The organism is Paenibacillus sp. FSL H7-0716 (assembly GCF_038002705.1).
GTDB lineage: Bacteria > Bacillota > Bacilli > Paenibacillales > Paenibacillaceae > Paenibacillus_AQ > Paenibacillus_AQ odorifer.
In genome coordinates this window covers 330142-344746 of sequence record NZ_JBBODA010000001.1, presented here as the reverse complement: position 1 = coordinate 344746, position 14605 = coordinate 330142, and the positions used below count along the sequence as shown (strand labels likewise).

Below are 14605 nucleotides of genomic sequence, written 5' to 3'. Positions count from 1 at the left end.
GATTACACTTAGCCCTTATTCTTCTTTCTTGCTCTCATGTAAATGAATGAAATCACTACTAGTCCTATTGCAATTATGATATACAAATCAATATCCTGCTCAAACATTAACCACATCTTGTATTCTATGTGTACTTGCTGTTTGGGTCGAAGTCCTTCACCGAATAGTTCTGTTGCTTGGTTAAGGTTATTCATTTCAATTGTTGAACTGCATGGACTACTGCTTGTTACGCCATCCACTTCGCTAATGTATATTAAGTATTTATTACCTTCCTTAAAATCAAAACCCCAAGTGTAGTCTGTTCCCACAATAATTTGAGAGTCAACTTCAGTATTCCAACTTCGTTCAACATCCACTAATATATATCTGATTTTCTCTTTTGGCCCCGCAAATCCTTCTTGTTTCAAATCAACCTTAATTTGTTTTACTTCACCATAAATAGCTCCACCGTAGACCTCTATGGCTTCTTTAGGACTTCCTATCTCGACACAGGATAAAGCTTTAGCATCTTGTCCATTTGCAATAAAGAACGCGAATGTGAATAAACATATTAACGTGATTAAACGAAGATTCAATTTACCACCTGCTCTTATGATTTTATTACATAACATCTTTATTGACTTAAGTTATAGGTGAAATGTTGCACTAATTTTCCAGTTCCTTCAATGCAATAGGGAGTACACCTCGACGGTATGCTCCCTATTTAGGTTGACTTATAGTATTCTGTTAGCCGTGGATGCAGCGCAAGCGCCGCACATCAGGTGATAGAAGTTAAAGTTCTTTCAGGAGCTGAAAGCTTTGAAGAAATATTCCCCAGGGATTTGATTCAACTTTAATCCCTAATTCATTTACAATTAGATGTTGAACTGAGCTTTTTTATTAAAAAAAACGCACCTGTTAGCTCAATAGCAAAGATGTGCAACTCCTTATTTCTCCCAAAGCTCGATCAGTCGACCTTCTGGGTCTTCAATCCAAATAAACTTTCCAAATTCACTAATCTCTATTTTCTTTGCAAGAGGTACACCCATCTGTTCAAAATGCTTAATCGTCTCGTTTAGATCATGCACTTGGAAATTTAACATCACTTGTTGTTCTGTTGGAAAATAACTGTCATCCTCGGTAAAGAAAGAAAAGATAGTCTCATTTCCCACTTGAGGTTTTATCACAGTCCCATTCCAATTCTCTATGTCAAGCTTCAACACCTCACTGTACCACTTTTTTGTAGCTTCAAAATTTTTAGTTCTCCAGAATATTCCTCCGAAGCCTTTAATCATCGGATCTACACTCCTGTCTGCATTGAATTTTCTAATAATATACCCTTTAGGATTAAGGAGAATCCACCGTTAACCTCCCGTCATTACATCGAATGGTAGTGCCAACGGGGGATTCAATATCACATTCACCAATAAACAAAAGCCAAGCTTATAACAAATGGCATTAGAAGCAGGAGTGAAGTCTATCGGACCCTATAGTCGCTATTAACCATAATCCGGCTCATTTGAGAACCTATCGGACTCTATAGTCGCTATTGGCTCGAAAAGCTCTCATATCGCGCATGTTTGGAACGAATAACGCCTCTGGGGTCCGAAACACTTCTTAAAAGCCAAAATTCAGCCAAATAGCTGCATCTGAGTCCGATCGCTCATCGTGAAGAGAGAGTGTGGGAATGCAATACGCATAACAAGCAGCATAGTCGCTCATCCGGTATCACAGAGGCCAAACAAACAGCATAGTCGCACATCAAGTAATACAAACGCCCAACAGCAAAGCACCAATCAAGTATTGAAGTATCCGTGTGTTCGAGTATTCGAGTACTCAAATGCTCAAGGAGATACATCATGCTTCTACCATTTGGAGATCATTCCTCTTAGCCCCACGTGGTGTCCATTGCTCATTACTGCTCCTTCTTATGTAAATAATCTTCATTTTAGATTCTAGATTAGAATTATTTGCTATAATGTTCTCATGAAAAATAAAACTATTCTAAACAAATTAGCTATCATTCTACTTTTTATAAGCATTCTCTTTGGCCTACGCTGCATTTGGTTGAGTATATTTAAGGTTTCCAACACTGTACCTGTGATTAATAATGGTGTACTGGATTTACGCGGCCAGAATCTGGAGCAGGCTAACTTATTCAGGCTGGATGGTGAATGGAGCTTCTATCCCTCGCAATTCGTTTCATCGAAGACTTCTACTATACCAAAGCTATCCCACTCGCTTCAAGTTCCTGGAAATTGGAATCATGTTATGGGAAGCGATCAGAATTCTTCTTATGGTTATGGTACTTACCGTCTGCGAATTTTGGTAGAACCCCTTCAGCAGCCTGTAGCATTGTGGATCAAACAAATCTATACTGCATCCAGCGTAGAAATTAACGGTAGCCTATTGCTCAATAATGGGACAATATCTCTTGATGCCGATACTTATGTGCCCAAAACCACCTCATATAAAGTATCCTATTTCACAAAAAACACAACAGTAATTGATGTGCTTATTCGTGTAGCAAACTTTGATCTACCTTATAAGGGGGGGATTGCAGGGCCTGTATATTTTGGTTCTCAGGAAAAAGTTGACCGTACATACTTTTATACCGTAGGTTTTCAATTGTTAACAGCAATTATTCTGTTATTGCATGGGCTCTATGCCTGCATTCTTTATTTATTTAATCCTAAAGAACGTGCTTTGTTTCTTGTAGGGTTAATGACATTATCCGTAGCTGTTATCATTTTAGCCCGTAATGACAACTTACTACTTGCAATAGTGCCGATTAATTATACCTGGTCATTAAAGATCCGATTGCTTGCTTTTTTGTGGCAAAATCTTTTTATTCTGCTTGTTTTTAGAAAATTCACCTCAGTTGCCAAAATCAATAAGGGGTTACGTGCATACGTAGTGAGTCTTGGTCTTTATTCTGTTTTTATACTTACCGTCCCAGCTTATTGGGTCAGCACATCCATTCATTTGGGAATCATTCAAGTGTTCCAGTATATTCCCTTCATTTGGTTGCTCTATAGCTTAGGGCGCTTATTATTCAAAAAGCAAGATGATAAAGATGTTGTTTTTCTGCTGTTATCAGGTGCGGCGATCGTTTCTAATTTGTTATGGAATTTGTGGGATAGTAACGGACACTATTCAATTGTCTATTATCCTTTGGATATTATCGCAGCCATCGTGGGCTTCTCAGCATATTGGTTTAAAAAGTATTTTCAAAATGCTAAAGAGAACATGGAACTGAATGAGCAGCTGAAAAAAGCAGACAAACTTAAGGACCAGTTTCTCGCTAACACCTCACATGAGCTGCGCACACCGCTTCACGGAATCATGAATATCGCGCAAAATATTGTGACAAAGGAAAAGGACAGACTTTACGAAAGTAGCCGTCAAGATATGGAGCTGCTGATTACAATCAGCCGCCGTATGTCTCATATGCTTGGTGATCTACTGGATGTGGTCCGTCTTCAGGAGCATCGTGTTATTTTACAACAGGAATCTATTTCGGTTCAATCGGTAGTTCCCGGTGTGATTGGTATGCTGCAATATATGATTGAAGGTAAGCCTGTACAGCTATCTATGGATATCCCGGAAGCTATGCCGCCAGTTCTTGCGGACGAGAAAAGACTGGTGCAGGTTTTATTAAATCTGGTGCACAACGCGCTCAAATACACCGATGCAGGACTTGTAGCTGTTAAGGCTGAGGAACAGGACGGACAGGTTCTTATCTATGTGACAGATACCGGAGTGGGCATGACTGAAGAGACTATGGCACGGATCTTTCTCCCCTATGAGCAAGGCCCTCACGGAATAAATGACGGACGTGGAATTGGGCTGGGATTAAGCATATGCCGGCAGCTGGTAGAACTGCATGGGAGCAGCCTAAGCATTCAATCAGAGCTTGGTAAAGGTTCAACTTTTAGTTTCACACTCTCTCTTGCCGATTCTTACAGCGAACAGATAATAAGGCAAACGGAACCTACAGTTTCGTATCTGGCAGATGAGATTCATAGACAGATGACTGAGTGGGGAATTTCCGAACATCAGCCAAGTAATCACTCTGAAAAAATCCCACCGCTTTTTACAGAGATTAAGGTAAATATTCTTGTGGTAGATGATGATCCTGTCAATCTGAATGTACTAAAGGGTATTCTTGAAACCGAACCTTATATCATAACTACCGTGAACTCAGCCCATGAAGCATTGGAATTATTGGATAAAAGGAACTGGGACTTACTTATTGGCGATGTTATGATGCCACAGATGTCGGGATACGAATTAACACAGAAGGTTCGTACTCGCTACTCCCTATATGAGCTTCCGATTTTATTGCTTACTGCCCGTAGCCAGCCTGAGGATATTTATACTGGATTTTTGTCCGGTGCCAATGATTATGTCACAAAACCTGTGGACGCAGTGGAGCTTAAATATCGTATTCGGGCTTTAACTGCAATGAAGCTATCCTTCAATGAACGGGTACGTATAGAAGCAGCATATCTACAAGCACAGATACAACCACATTTTTTATTCAATACGTTGAACTCTATTGCCGCACTCAGTGATTTGGATACTAAAAAAATGCAGGAGCTCATTGGGGCGTTTACTTCTTTCTTAAGAATCAGTTTTGACTTTTTAAATGTCGGAGAGCTCGTGAACCTCTCCCATGAACTGGAATTGGTAGAATCTTATCTGTATATTGAACAGACTCGATTTGCAGAAAGGATATCTGTTGTCTGGAAAATAGATCCGAATATTGATATCCTAATCCCTCCTCTATCCATCCAACCGTTGGTAGAAAATGCTGTTAAGCACGGTATACTTAAGCGCCAACAGGGTGGAACTGTTCAAATACGTATTATCCGTCTGCACAAGGCTGTAAAGATTGAAGTGGAGGATGATGGGCAAGGCATGGATTCCGGAACACTCTCTTTACTGCTGAAGCCATTGATGGAAGGCAAAGGTGGCATCGGGCTGGCCAACACCCATCGGAGGTTAAGTCAATTATATGGTCAAGGTCTCTCGATCCAGAGTAAGCCTGGAGAAGGCACCTTGGTATCCTTTGTTGTACCAGAGGACAGTGATAACTTTTCAAGCAAAAAAGCCGCTCCATAAGGAGTGGCTTTTTTGTATCGTTATCTATATCCTTTTAGAGTACGCTTAAAAAATAGTCGGCACCATTCCCCCATCCATGCGAATTGGAGAACCTTTAAATGCAGAGGCATAAGGACTGCATACAAATGCTGCTAGTCTGCCTATTTCAAAAGGTTTAATAAATCGTTGTAATTCAGATTGAGGAAGATTTGTAGTCATGAATTTTCTTTCTTTTTCTGAAAAAGTCATATCTTCATTGGAGTATATCCCATCAATAATTTGATGCACATTTTCAGATAGTGTTGGTCCTGGCATGATGGTATTGACTGTAACTTCAGTTCCTATCGTTAACTTAGATAAGCTTTTTGACAATGATAATAACATTGATTTGGTCATTGCATATTGAGGCATTTGGCCTGAAGGCATAATGGCTTCTTCACTAGCAATAAAGAGAATTCGGCCATAATCTTTTTGTAACATTTTAGGTAAATAGAATTTTGTTAATCCATTCGCAGCAAGGACATTAGTACGGATGTATTTTTCAAATATTTCGTCGTCAACGTCCTCATATTTCATAATTTCATAGATACCCATATTATTAACTAAAACATCTATATTAGGGTATTTTTCGAATAAGGCTTCTCTTTGCGCAATATCCACAATATCCGCTGTAGCATTTTGTGGAGAGGTAGCCGGGAAATTCGACTTTATTTCATTTACAGTCTGTTCTACCTGATCATAATTCCGTCCATTAATTAGTACATTAACTCCTTCTTTAGCGAGTTCAATGGCGATTGCTTTACCAATACCTTTTGCTGATCCTGTAATTAAAGCTGTTTTATTATTTAATCCCATATCCATATTATATTTCTCCTTTTATCCCGGCGTGCTGAGTAGTTGTCATTTTAAGAACAGTCCTGTGTGCCGGCTAGGATTATATTATCGTACCGGGGTTGTTCAGTAACTAGCGGATTGCGCCAAAGTTCTTGTTTAACACGCCAATGATAAAACTCTGAAAATACTGTCTTTATGAAGAGGGTATCGTGTTTAAACCTAAATGTTCATTACGCCAATTTGAAGGAGTATCACCTTCCCAAAGACGAAAGGCACGGTAGAACGAGTTCTGGTCTTCATATCCAATCAAGAAAGCCACTTCTTTAATATCAAGCGAAGGATCTGCCAGATACTCTCGTGCTTGCTCGTGTCTAGCTTGTGTCAGCAATTGCTTGAAGCTTGTGTTTTCTTCAGTAAGCCTGCGTTGCAAGGTACGGTCACTCATACTTAACGCCTTCGCAACAGCTTGAATATCAGGGCGGCCTCCGCTGAAGCTGCGTTTCATGATCCATTTGACCCTCTCGGTTATAGAACATGTGCCCTTCTGTTCAGCAAGCGTCCGGTCTAAAACGGGAGTCAGAATCTCCAGCAACTCTTCGTTGTACGAGATAAAAGGAAGATCCAAATCATTTCGACGCAACGTCAAACGATTATATTGAGTACCTATCTGAATTCGGCAGCCGAAATAAGCTTCAAGAATCTTTACATTTCCTATAGGCTGTGAAAACTCGACAAGCTGTGCTGTCAAAGGTAGGCCTGTGCCTCGCCGTCCGAGTTCTAGAAGAAATGCCAAAGTGAGGCCGAGCAGCAGCGGTGGACCATAATGCCCGGGATGCTCCCATTCCAATTCGATTGTACATAGCTCGCCTTCCTCGGTAATACGCAAGCTTTCAGGAGGGCACATTTGTTTGTATCGTACCATTCGGTTAAGAGCATCGCGATAGTCCTTAGCATGGTATGTTGCTAAAACCGTCGGCGGATATTGTGTGGTTTCAAAGACGGTTGCAAGCTTAATGATTCCTTCGGCAGTATCTCCAATGAGATCGGAATATGCCTGCCAGACTGCGAAATAATGGGCGGTTGTGACTTCTGACTCTGTGATCTGGCTAAGTGAAAGATTTGCTTTGCTGGCTACATCTTGTGCAGTTATCCCTAATTGACTTAATCCAGCCCAAAATCCTGGTGGGATTTTAATTTGATCAGAGGTATGAGACTTCATACATACGGACCTCCTTTATTAAGAACTCCAGCACGCTTGGGCAAGCAGCTCGAACGAATGCAATCGTTTCTCATAATCTGGAATCATGGTAACGATAATGAATTCATTAACTCCATACAAAAGAGATAACCGTTCCAACTTACCTTTAACACTTTCCGGAGTACCTACCAGCAGCTTGCGTTCCAAGGGCTCAGACTTCGCTTCGGCAGAACCTTCTTGTTGGAATAATGCCGTATCAGATGAGGCCAATCGCTCTGCCTCTTCCTCAGTCTCGGCGCAAATGACGCCAACAGCAACCATGGCCTGCGGTTCAGGAGAAAGTGAAGAAGGAGTAAATGTTTCACGGTAAGCTTGCAAAATCTCCTCCCCTGCTACATCGCTCATGAACTGGCCGAACACATAACCTGCTCCAAACTCGGCAGCATATGCCGCGCTTTTCTTGTTTGTACCCAGCAGCCAGAGCTCTGGAGATACGGGTGGGACCGGACGTGCGGTTATTGAACGTCCTTCATAAGAATAGTTGCCCTGCAATAATTCGGTGACTCCTTTAAGCAGTTCTGGCATTTTCCAAACATTTTCGAGAAAATTGCCACTCAGTGCTAAACTTACCTCAGCAGTTCCGCCGGGAGCTCTGCCTAATCCAAGGTCGATGCGTCCCGGGTACAAGCTGGCCAGCAAATGAAATGCTTCCACCACCTTTAGCGGCTTATAATGTGGCAGCAATAAAGCGCCTGAGCCAAGGCGAATGTGTGTTGTTTTAGCTCCAATATGCGATAAAAGCACCTCCGTAGAGGTACATGCTAATCCCGACATATCATGATGTTCAGCAACCCAATAACGAGAATACCCCAGTCTTTCTGCTGTCTGAGCCAGCTTCACTGCTTGTCTCAATGCGGTACTAGCATCCACCGTATTAAAAACAGGTACGAGATCTAAAACACTAAGCTTAATGGATGTTGTTGTCATGGTTAAGTCCTACTCGAGGGTTTCGGTAAAATTCGATCATATCGATAAAAATAAGCTTGTAATCAACTGAAACCGCGGCCAGATCATACATTCGGCCATGGCCGTCTTCTTTGGAGGCAAAAACAACATCGTGCCGCAGCTTATCCATAATCATTTTGCCGATGAACTGATGCTCGTATTCCGCGTACTTCTTTTTGAAAGCTTCATTAAACTCCCACAGCTCTTGGTAAGACCGCTCTAGCATTGCGTTTACCAAAGTCAGCTCATTGCTCTCTTTTTGTACAGCTACGTAATAATTTCCGCGATCATCCTTGATCAAATCCTTATATAACTCAACATTCAAAGTTAACGTCTCCTCTCTGATTACCTAGAACTCAATTTTATAGGCTTGCAGTCAGCACCGTTGGCTCTGTCGTGATTTCTACATTTCCTGCAACGGCTCTGGAGATCATGCAGGAGCCTTCTGCTTTATGGGCAATACGGATGGTTTTATCAATATCGTCCTGTGACGCATCTTTGGTAAGGGTGATTAGGGGTGAATGTTTGATGGCTTCATATGTAAAAATGTTATTCGTTACATCGACCGTCGCCTCTGAGGTTAACGTCAGCTCTGAAGTCGTCAGCCCTGCCCGCTCCAGCATTGCTGCAAGTGTAATGAGATAACAGGTTGCTGCTGCTCCCAAAAGCATCTCATCCGGATTCGTTCCTACTCCGGGTCCTCCCATTTCCTTCGGAATGGAAATTTGAGTCTTAAGCTGTCCAGCTTCAATAGTTCCGTCACTGTTACGGCCACCGTTCCATACGGCGTTCAATATAAATGGGTGCTTCATTTTTATATATCCTCCCTATCTTGATATTGCATGATATATTTTTCATCGAATACTTTACATGCTAACATAGAAGAATGTGGTGAACAAACAGGCTCAGGCCTACTATTCATGAAACTTATCTATAAATTAAAATTCAGGAGGTTCTACCATCATGATAAACGACACGGATATCAAACATCTTAAGCGTTGTATTGAACTTGCCCAAATTGCACTCGAAGCTGGTGACGAACCCTTTGGTTCCGTCCTTGTATCAGCAAGTGGAGAAGTGCTGGCGGAAGATTGCAACCATGTAGGTAGCGGCGACCATACTCAGCATCCCGAATTCGCTTTAGCCCGCTGGGCAGCTCAGAATATGACACTGGAAGAACGTAAGCAGGCAACAGTGTATACCTCTGGAGAACATTGCCCTATGTGTGCAGCGGCACACGGTTGGGTTCATTTAGGACGAATTGTATACGCCAGTTCCTCGAAGCAATTATCGGCGTGGTTAAAGGATATGGGAATTGCAGCATCACCCGTCCGTAATTTAAGTATTCAAGAGGTTATTCACGATGCGTTCGTAGATGGCCCTGTGCCGGATCTTGCAGAACAAGTACGGGAGCTTCATCTACAATTTCACGAGAAAAGACTTCATTAGTAAGAAGAAACAAAAATAATTGATTTTTCCGTAAAAAAAGAACCTTTGGATAAAGGTTCTTAGGCTGTCGAGAAAGTCTCGACAGCTTTATTTATGTCCAGAAAAGGGTGATTTCACATCCCTTTACCTTTTATTATTCTTAATTACTTCGCTAAAGCGGTCAGGGAAATTTGTATGTACACCATCTACACCCCAAATTACGGCTTTATCCATATTCACTTGATAATTCACAGTATATGGAAACACCTTTAGCCCTGAATTTTTTGCCTGCGCGACATATGCCGCATTTATTTTTTGAAAGTTAGGACTTATGCCTACCGCATAAGTTTTTAATCTATTCACATAGGATTCTGATATTTTATAAACAGGGAAATCATACCATACAATTTGATAAAGAGGGACTGCTGGATTTATGGAATGGAATCTACGTAAACTCGCTTCACTAAATGAATGTATAGCAACATGAGCCGACAGATCATAATTTAAGATTTCTTCATTTAACAATGCCTCGATGTTCGAATTCGACGTGGGATCTTTAATCTCAATCATATAGTCCACTTCTTTTCCGAACCTTTCAAATACCTCTTTTAGTGTCGGAATACGTAAATCTACATATTTATCTCTAGCGAACATGGGATATTGTTCATTAAACCATGAACCCGCATCTAATATCGAGATCTGCTCTAAAGTAAAATCCTTTACATACCCTTTAGCATTCGTGGTGCGATTTACAGTCCCATCGTGAATAACAACAGGAACATGATCTTTTGTTAACTGAATGTCTAACTCGATATAATCGGTCTTCATATCAATGGCTAGCTCGAATGCAGGTATTGTATTCTCAGGAGCATATCCTGAAGCACCACGGTGAGCGATTGTATATACTTTATCCGCAGGCATGATAATTTCCTTTACTTTAATGCGAATCCAGGGGGAATAAGCATACAAAGAGGTGAACAATAAGATTAACAAAAGCACATGTATACCTATAAAGTAAATTCTAGAATTTTGAATTTTTTGCATTAAGCTGACCTCATCTTTTTAAAAATATAATGTAGAATACTTGGTGACTTTCGCTCTAACATTCATTCTTGTGTAAAATTATGATTTATATTCCCTTATGTTAATCCCACCTCAATGTATTTGTAAGGTCAAAGTTTGGAGATTTCTATTGTACCAGATTATCTAGAGAAAATATTGCGAGGCAGCATAAATGGGAAAGGGTCTGCAAGGTCAAGAAGCAACATCTAAACTTTGTGGGGTATAAACTATAGTTGCTATATATACAGAGTCCTAAAGTTCTTATACCATTAACTTTGTAAGCGATTAACTTTATAGGAGGAAATGACTTGACAAAGCCAGTGCAACCCAATGAACCTCTCGTAACTCATATTTATACTGCGGATCCTTCTGCTCATGTATTTGAAGGCAAAATTTATATTTATCCCTCTCATGACCTGGATCACGATATGATCTCTAATGACAACGGTGACCAATATAATATGGAGGATTACCATGTTCTGTCTATTGATGGAGATGGCTCCCCTTGTATCGACCACGGTGAAGTACTTCATGTGAAGGATGTTCCATGGGCTAAACAGCAAATGTGGGCTCCGGATGCAGCATACAAAAACAATACCTACTATTTGTTTTTCCCAGCCCGAGACCATGACGATATTTTCCGAATCGGGGTTGCCACCTCAGCGTCACCTTCCGGACCCTTTACACCTGAACCGAACTACATTCCCGGCAGTTATAGCATTGATCCCGCTGTTTTCGTTGATGATGATGGCAAATCATATATATACTTTGGGGGTCTTTGGGGCGGTCAACTTGAAAAATGGCAAACCGGCTCATTTGTTGCGAATGCCGAGGGACCGGCTGAAACGGCACCAGCTCTTGGACCTATCGTAGCGGAGCTGAGCGAGGATATGCTGAGCTTTGAAGGTGAGCCTAGAGAAATATCCATCATCGATACGAACGGAAATGCGATTCTTGCTGGAGATGAAGAGAGAAGATATTTTGAAGGTCCATGGGTTCATAAATATAACGGTTATTATTATCTTTCTTATTCCACGGGAACTACCCATAATATTGTATACGCTATCAGTAAAGATCCGCTTGGGCCTTATGTATATCAAGGAAAAATACTTACACCCGTCCTGGGCTGGACAACACACCATTCTATTGTTCAGTTTAAAGAGAAGTGGTATTTATTTTATCATGATAGTTCTTTGTCTGGTGGTGCTGACAACAAGCGTTCTGTAAAATATACGGAGCTGAAATACAACGATGATGGCACCATTCAAACCATCCATCCTTAGTTTTTATTGAAATGGAGTGCATGCTGTAGTGCACAGGAGGGGAAATAAATATCATGCCAATGACACAACAAGGTGCTTTTTATACGGGGAAATATCGCAATTTATTTAAGGAGATTGGCTTTTCTGAAGTTGAAATCAACGTTAAACTCGAAGAAACTTGGAGTGATTTGTTTTACGGAGATCCAAACGTACGAATCTACTATCCGCTGGACGAGGATAAAAGCTATATTCTGGATACAGGTAATCTGGATGTTAGGTCTGAAGGAATGTCCTACGGGATGATGATGGCGGTTCAAATGAATAAAAAAGATGAGTTTGATCGTTTATGGAACTTTTCTAAGACGTTTATGCAGCACAAAGAAGGCCGTTATACCGATTACTTTGCTTGGCACTGCAAGCCTGACGGCACAAGAATTTCTCAGGGACCCGCACCGGACGGAGAAGAGTTTTTCGCCATGGCCCTGTTTTTTGCCTCAAAACGTTGGGGGAACGGTCCGGAACCTTATAATTATTCTGAGCAGGCTCGAACAATATTGCGTGCTTGTGTACATAAAACTGAAACAGGCGCTGGTGACTCAATGTGGGACGCGGAAACGAAACTGATTAAATTCGTACCGGAATCCACCTTCAGTGATCCATCTTACCATCTCCCCCATTTCTATGATTTGTTCGCTTTGTGGGCTGATGAAGGTGACCACATGTTTTGGCGAGAAGCGGCGGAAGCCAGCCGCACATATCTACACACTACATGCCATCCTATAACTGGTCTCGCTCCCGAATATGCCAATTTTAACGGCACTCCGGCAGAACCCCAGCCTCATGGTGATTTCAGCCATTTTTTCAGTGATGCTTACCGGGTTGCGGCTAATATCGGTCTGGACTGGGCATGGTTCCAAAAGGACAGCTGGCAGGTCGATCAATGTAACCGGATTCAAGCTTTTTTTAGGAATATCGAAGTTTCCAATTACCGGCGGTATACTATTGAGGGACAGGCATTCGACGAACCGGCGCTGCATCCGGTAGGCCTTTTGGCAACCAACGCCATGGCTTCGCTTGCTTCGGATGGCCCGGAGGCAGAGCATTTTGTCCGTTTGTTTTGGGATACACCTTTGCGAACTGGACAAAGTCGTTATTATGATAACTGTCTGTACTTCTTTAGTTTATTGGCCCTAAGTGGAAACTATCGCATTTATTGAAGTATATCGAACAAAACAATAGGACTCCATTCCTCGAAAAGGTCGAGGAATGGAGTCCTATTAATCGTAATAAAGCTTTGCTATTATTTAATAACTACATATTCCAAGTTAACAAGTTTTGCGTAAGCAATAATTTGGTCAGTTGTAAGAGTTAATGAAACAACGGTGTGGTGACCGCCACCATTTTCGATCCAAGCTTTAACCCCGTCTTGGAAGTTTGGTTTAACATTCCAAAGCACACGAGCTACTGGTAGGTTTGGAGCTGGAACAGTTGGTTCAAAAGCAGTCACTTCGTTGATCAAAAGTTTGTAATGCGTACCGAAGTCAGCCATGGAAACCACTACACCGTCTCCTGCTTTACCGTCAAATACTAAACGGGCTGGATCGTCTTTACCACCAATACCTAGAGGAGACACGATGATTTTTGGTTTGTTGCTTGCCAAAGTAGGATCTACTTCAAGCATATGGGATTGAAGAATAGATTCTTGTCCAACCGTCAATTCATAAGTGTAGTCTTCCATAAAGCCAGTGGATTGGTTATGGCTCATCACTTTAAGCAAGCGGTCGAGAGCTGCAGTCTTCCAGTCTCCCTCTCCAGCAAAACCATATCCTTGTGCCATCAAACGTTGAACAGCAAGTCCTGGAAGTTGTTTCATTCCATGTAAATCTTCGAAGTTTGAGGTGAAGGCATTGTAGCCACCTTGATCAAGGAAACGTTTGATAGCAATTTCATAGCTTGCTTGAACTCTTACGCTAGCTTCCCATGCTTCTTTGCTGTTAGTGCCATAATCGAATTCATACAGCTCTGCATATTCAGCAAACAAACCATCGATTTCTTCTTCTTTAACTTCATTAATGACTTGAACCAGGTCACCAATACCAAAGTAGTCAACCGTCCAGCCAAATTGAATTTGGGCTTCAACTTTATCTCCTTCAGTTACACCAACGTTACGCATGTTGTCACCAAAACGAGCAACTTTGATATTGAAGCTTTCGTTATAAGCAACGGCTACGTCCATCCATTCTGCAATTTGCTTTTGAACTTCAGGGCGTTCCCAATAGCCTACAACCACTTTGTTTTGTTTGTTCAAACGGGCGTTAATAAAACCATATTCACGGTCACCATGAGCTGCTTGGTTTAGATTCATGAAGTCCATATCAATTGTTGCCCATGGAATACTTTCATTATATTGCGTAGCTAGATGAAGCAAAGGTTTTTGCAGCATTTTTGTTCCGCGAATCCACATTTTTGCAGGTGAGAAAGTATGCATCCAAGTGATGACACCGGCAACTTCGTCACGGTAGTTAACTTCTTTCATAATGTTGGTGATTTTATCTGCGCTGACAGCTAAATCCTGCAATACTAGTGGGTAAGGCAAAACTCCGCTTTTATTCAAAGCATCTGTCATCGTTTGTGCGTGCGCTTTAACCTCAGCCAATGCTTCTTCCCCATAAAGATGTTGCGAACCTACGACAAACCAAAATTCTTTTGCTACTGCTGTTGACATATTCAT

General features: G+C 41.4%; 13 protein-coding genes. 4 read left to right on the top strand and 9 right to left on the bottom strand.

Annotation, left to right across the window (positions count from 1 at the left end):
• Positions 1–8 precede the first annotated feature (8 nt).
• Both MHH60_RS01620 and MHH60_RS01615 read right to left on the bottom strand, forming a co-directional pair.
• Positions 9–575 carry a hypothetical protein gene (locus MHH60_RS01620; protein ID WP_076133254.1) on the bottom strand — a complete coding sequence of 189 codons (567 nt, stop codon included), beginning with the start codon at positions 573–575 and terminating at the stop codon, positions 9–11.
• 351 nt (positions 576–926) lie between these two features.
• Complete coding sequence (locus MHH60_RS01615; RefSeq protein WP_076133256.1) at positions 927–1274, bottom strand: VOC family protein; 348 nt, start codon at positions 1272–1274, stop codon at positions 927–929.
• Positions 1275–2046: 772 nt separating this feature from the next.
• On the opposite strand from MHH60_RS01615, the gene MHH60_RS01610 reads away from it, so the two are divergent.
• Entirely contained in the window at positions 2047–5106 is a 3060-nt protein-coding gene (locus tag MHH60_RS01610; RefSeq protein WP_306081709.1) for an ATP-binding response regulator, read from the top strand.
• Between the two features lie 45 nt (positions 5107–5151).
• On the opposite strand, the gene MHH60_RS01605 is transcribed toward MHH60_RS01610, so the two are convergent.
• From MHH60_RS01605 to MHH60_RS01585, 5 genes are all read right to left on the bottom strand, one after another.
• Positions 5152–5946, bottom strand: coding sequence for an SDR family NAD(P)-dependent oxidoreductase (locus tag MHH60_RS01605; RefSeq protein ID WP_076133259.1), 795 nt, complete (start codon positions 5944–5946; stop codon positions 5152–5154).
• Between the two features lie 166 nt (positions 5947–6112).
• Positions 6113–7138 carry an AraC family transcriptional regulator gene (locus tag MHH60_RS01600; protein WP_076133260.1) on the bottom strand — a complete coding sequence of 342 codons (1026 nt, stop codon included), beginning with the start codon at positions 7136–7138 and terminating at the stop codon, positions 6113–6115.
• Between the two features lie 18 nt (positions 7139–7156).
• Positions 7157–8104, bottom strand: coding sequence for an LLM class flavin-dependent oxidoreductase (locus MHH60_RS01595; protein WP_076133263.1), 948 nt, complete (start codon positions 8102–8104; stop codon positions 7157–7159).
• A complete protein-coding gene (locus MHH60_RS01590; protein WP_076133265.1) occupies positions 8085–8447 on the bottom strand; it encodes a hypothetical protein in 363 nt (120 codons plus the stop codon). The genes MHH60_RS01595 and MHH60_RS01590 overlap by 20 nt, the downstream gene beginning before the upstream one ends.
• 37 nt (positions 8448–8484) lie before the next feature.
• The gene (locus MHH60_RS01585; RefSeq protein ID WP_038571065.1) at positions 8485–8934 is read right to left on the bottom strand and encodes an OsmC family protein; all 450 of its coding nucleotides are present in this window, start codon (positions 8932–8934) and stop codon (positions 8485–8487) included.
• A gap of 151 nt (positions 8935–9085) precedes the next feature.
• Between MHH60_RS01585 and MHH60_RS01580 the strand changes: the two genes are divergently transcribed.
• The gene (locus MHH60_RS01580) at positions 9086–9571 is read left to right on the top strand and encodes a nucleoside deaminase (protein ID WP_076133267.1); all 486 of its coding nucleotides are present in this window, start codon (positions 9086–9088) and stop codon (positions 9569–9571) included.
• A gap of 123 nt (positions 9572–9694) precedes the next feature.
• Here the strand turns inward: MHH60_RS01580 and MHH60_RS01575 are convergent, their stop codons facing one another.
• A complete protein-coding gene (locus MHH60_RS01575) occupies positions 9695–10594 on the bottom strand; it encodes a glycerophosphodiester phosphodiesterase (protein ID WP_076133268.1) in 900 nt (299 codons plus the stop codon).
• A 326-nt stretch (positions 10595–10920) separates the two neighbouring features.
• On the opposite strand from MHH60_RS01575, the gene MHH60_RS01570 reads away from it, so the two are divergent.
• Entirely contained in the window at positions 10921–11895 is a 975-nt protein-coding gene (locus MHH60_RS01570; protein ID WP_076133270.1) for a glycoside hydrolase family 43 protein, read from the top strand.
• A gap of 53 nt (positions 11896–11948) precedes the next feature.
• Complete coding sequence (locus tag MHH60_RS01565) at positions 11949–13091, top strand: glycosyl hydrolase family 8 (protein WP_076133272.1); 1143 nt, start codon at positions 11949–11951, stop codon at positions 13089–13091.
• Between the two features lie 83 nt (positions 13092–13174).
• Here the strand turns inward: MHH60_RS01565 and araA are convergent, their stop codons facing one another.
• The gene (araA, locus tag MHH60_RS01560) at positions 13175–14599 is read right to left on the bottom strand and encodes an L-arabinose isomerase (protein WP_038571054.1); all 1425 of its coding nucleotides are present in this window, start codon (positions 14597–14599) and stop codon (positions 13175–13177) included.
• Positions 14600–14605 lie beyond the last annotated feature (6 nt).

Bases quoted from the DNA above. Each gene is read 5' to 3' on its own strand.
- MHH60_RS01615 (WP_076133256.1), bottom strand. From the start codon at position 1,274: ATGATTAAAGGCTTCGGAGGAATATTCTGGAGAACTAAAAATTTTGAA.
- MHH60_RS01605 (WP_076133259.1), bottom strand. From the start codon at position 5,946: ATGGATATGGGATTAAATAATAAAACAGCTTTAATTACAGGATCAGCA.
- MHH60_RS01600 (WP_076133260.1), bottom strand. From the start codon at position 7,138: ATGAAGTCTCATACCTCTGATCAAATTAAAATCCCACCAGGATTTTGG.
- MHH60_RS01595 (WP_076133263.1), bottom strand. From the start codon at position 8,104: ATGACAACAACATCCATTAAGCTTAGTGTTTTAGATCTCGTACCTGTT.
- MHH60_RS01585 (WP_038571065.1), bottom strand. From the start codon at position 8,934: ATGAAGCACCCATTTATATTGAACGCCGTATGGAACGGTGGCCGTAAC.
- MHH60_RS01580 (WP_076133267.1), top strand. From the start codon at position 9,086: ATGATAAACGACACGGATATCAAACATCTTAAGCGTTGTATTGAACTT.
- MHH60_RS01575 (WP_076133268.1), bottom strand. From the start codon at position 10,594: ATGCAAAAAATTCAAAATTCTAGAATTTACTTTATAGGTATACATGTG.
- MHH60_RS01565 (WP_076133272.1), top strand. From the start codon at position 11,949: ATGCCAATGACACAACAAGGTGCTTTTTATACGGGGAAATATCGCAAT.
- araA (WP_038571054.1), bottom strand. From the start codon at position 14,599: ATGTCAACAGCAGTAGCAAAAGAATTTTGGTTTGTCGTAGGTTCGCAA.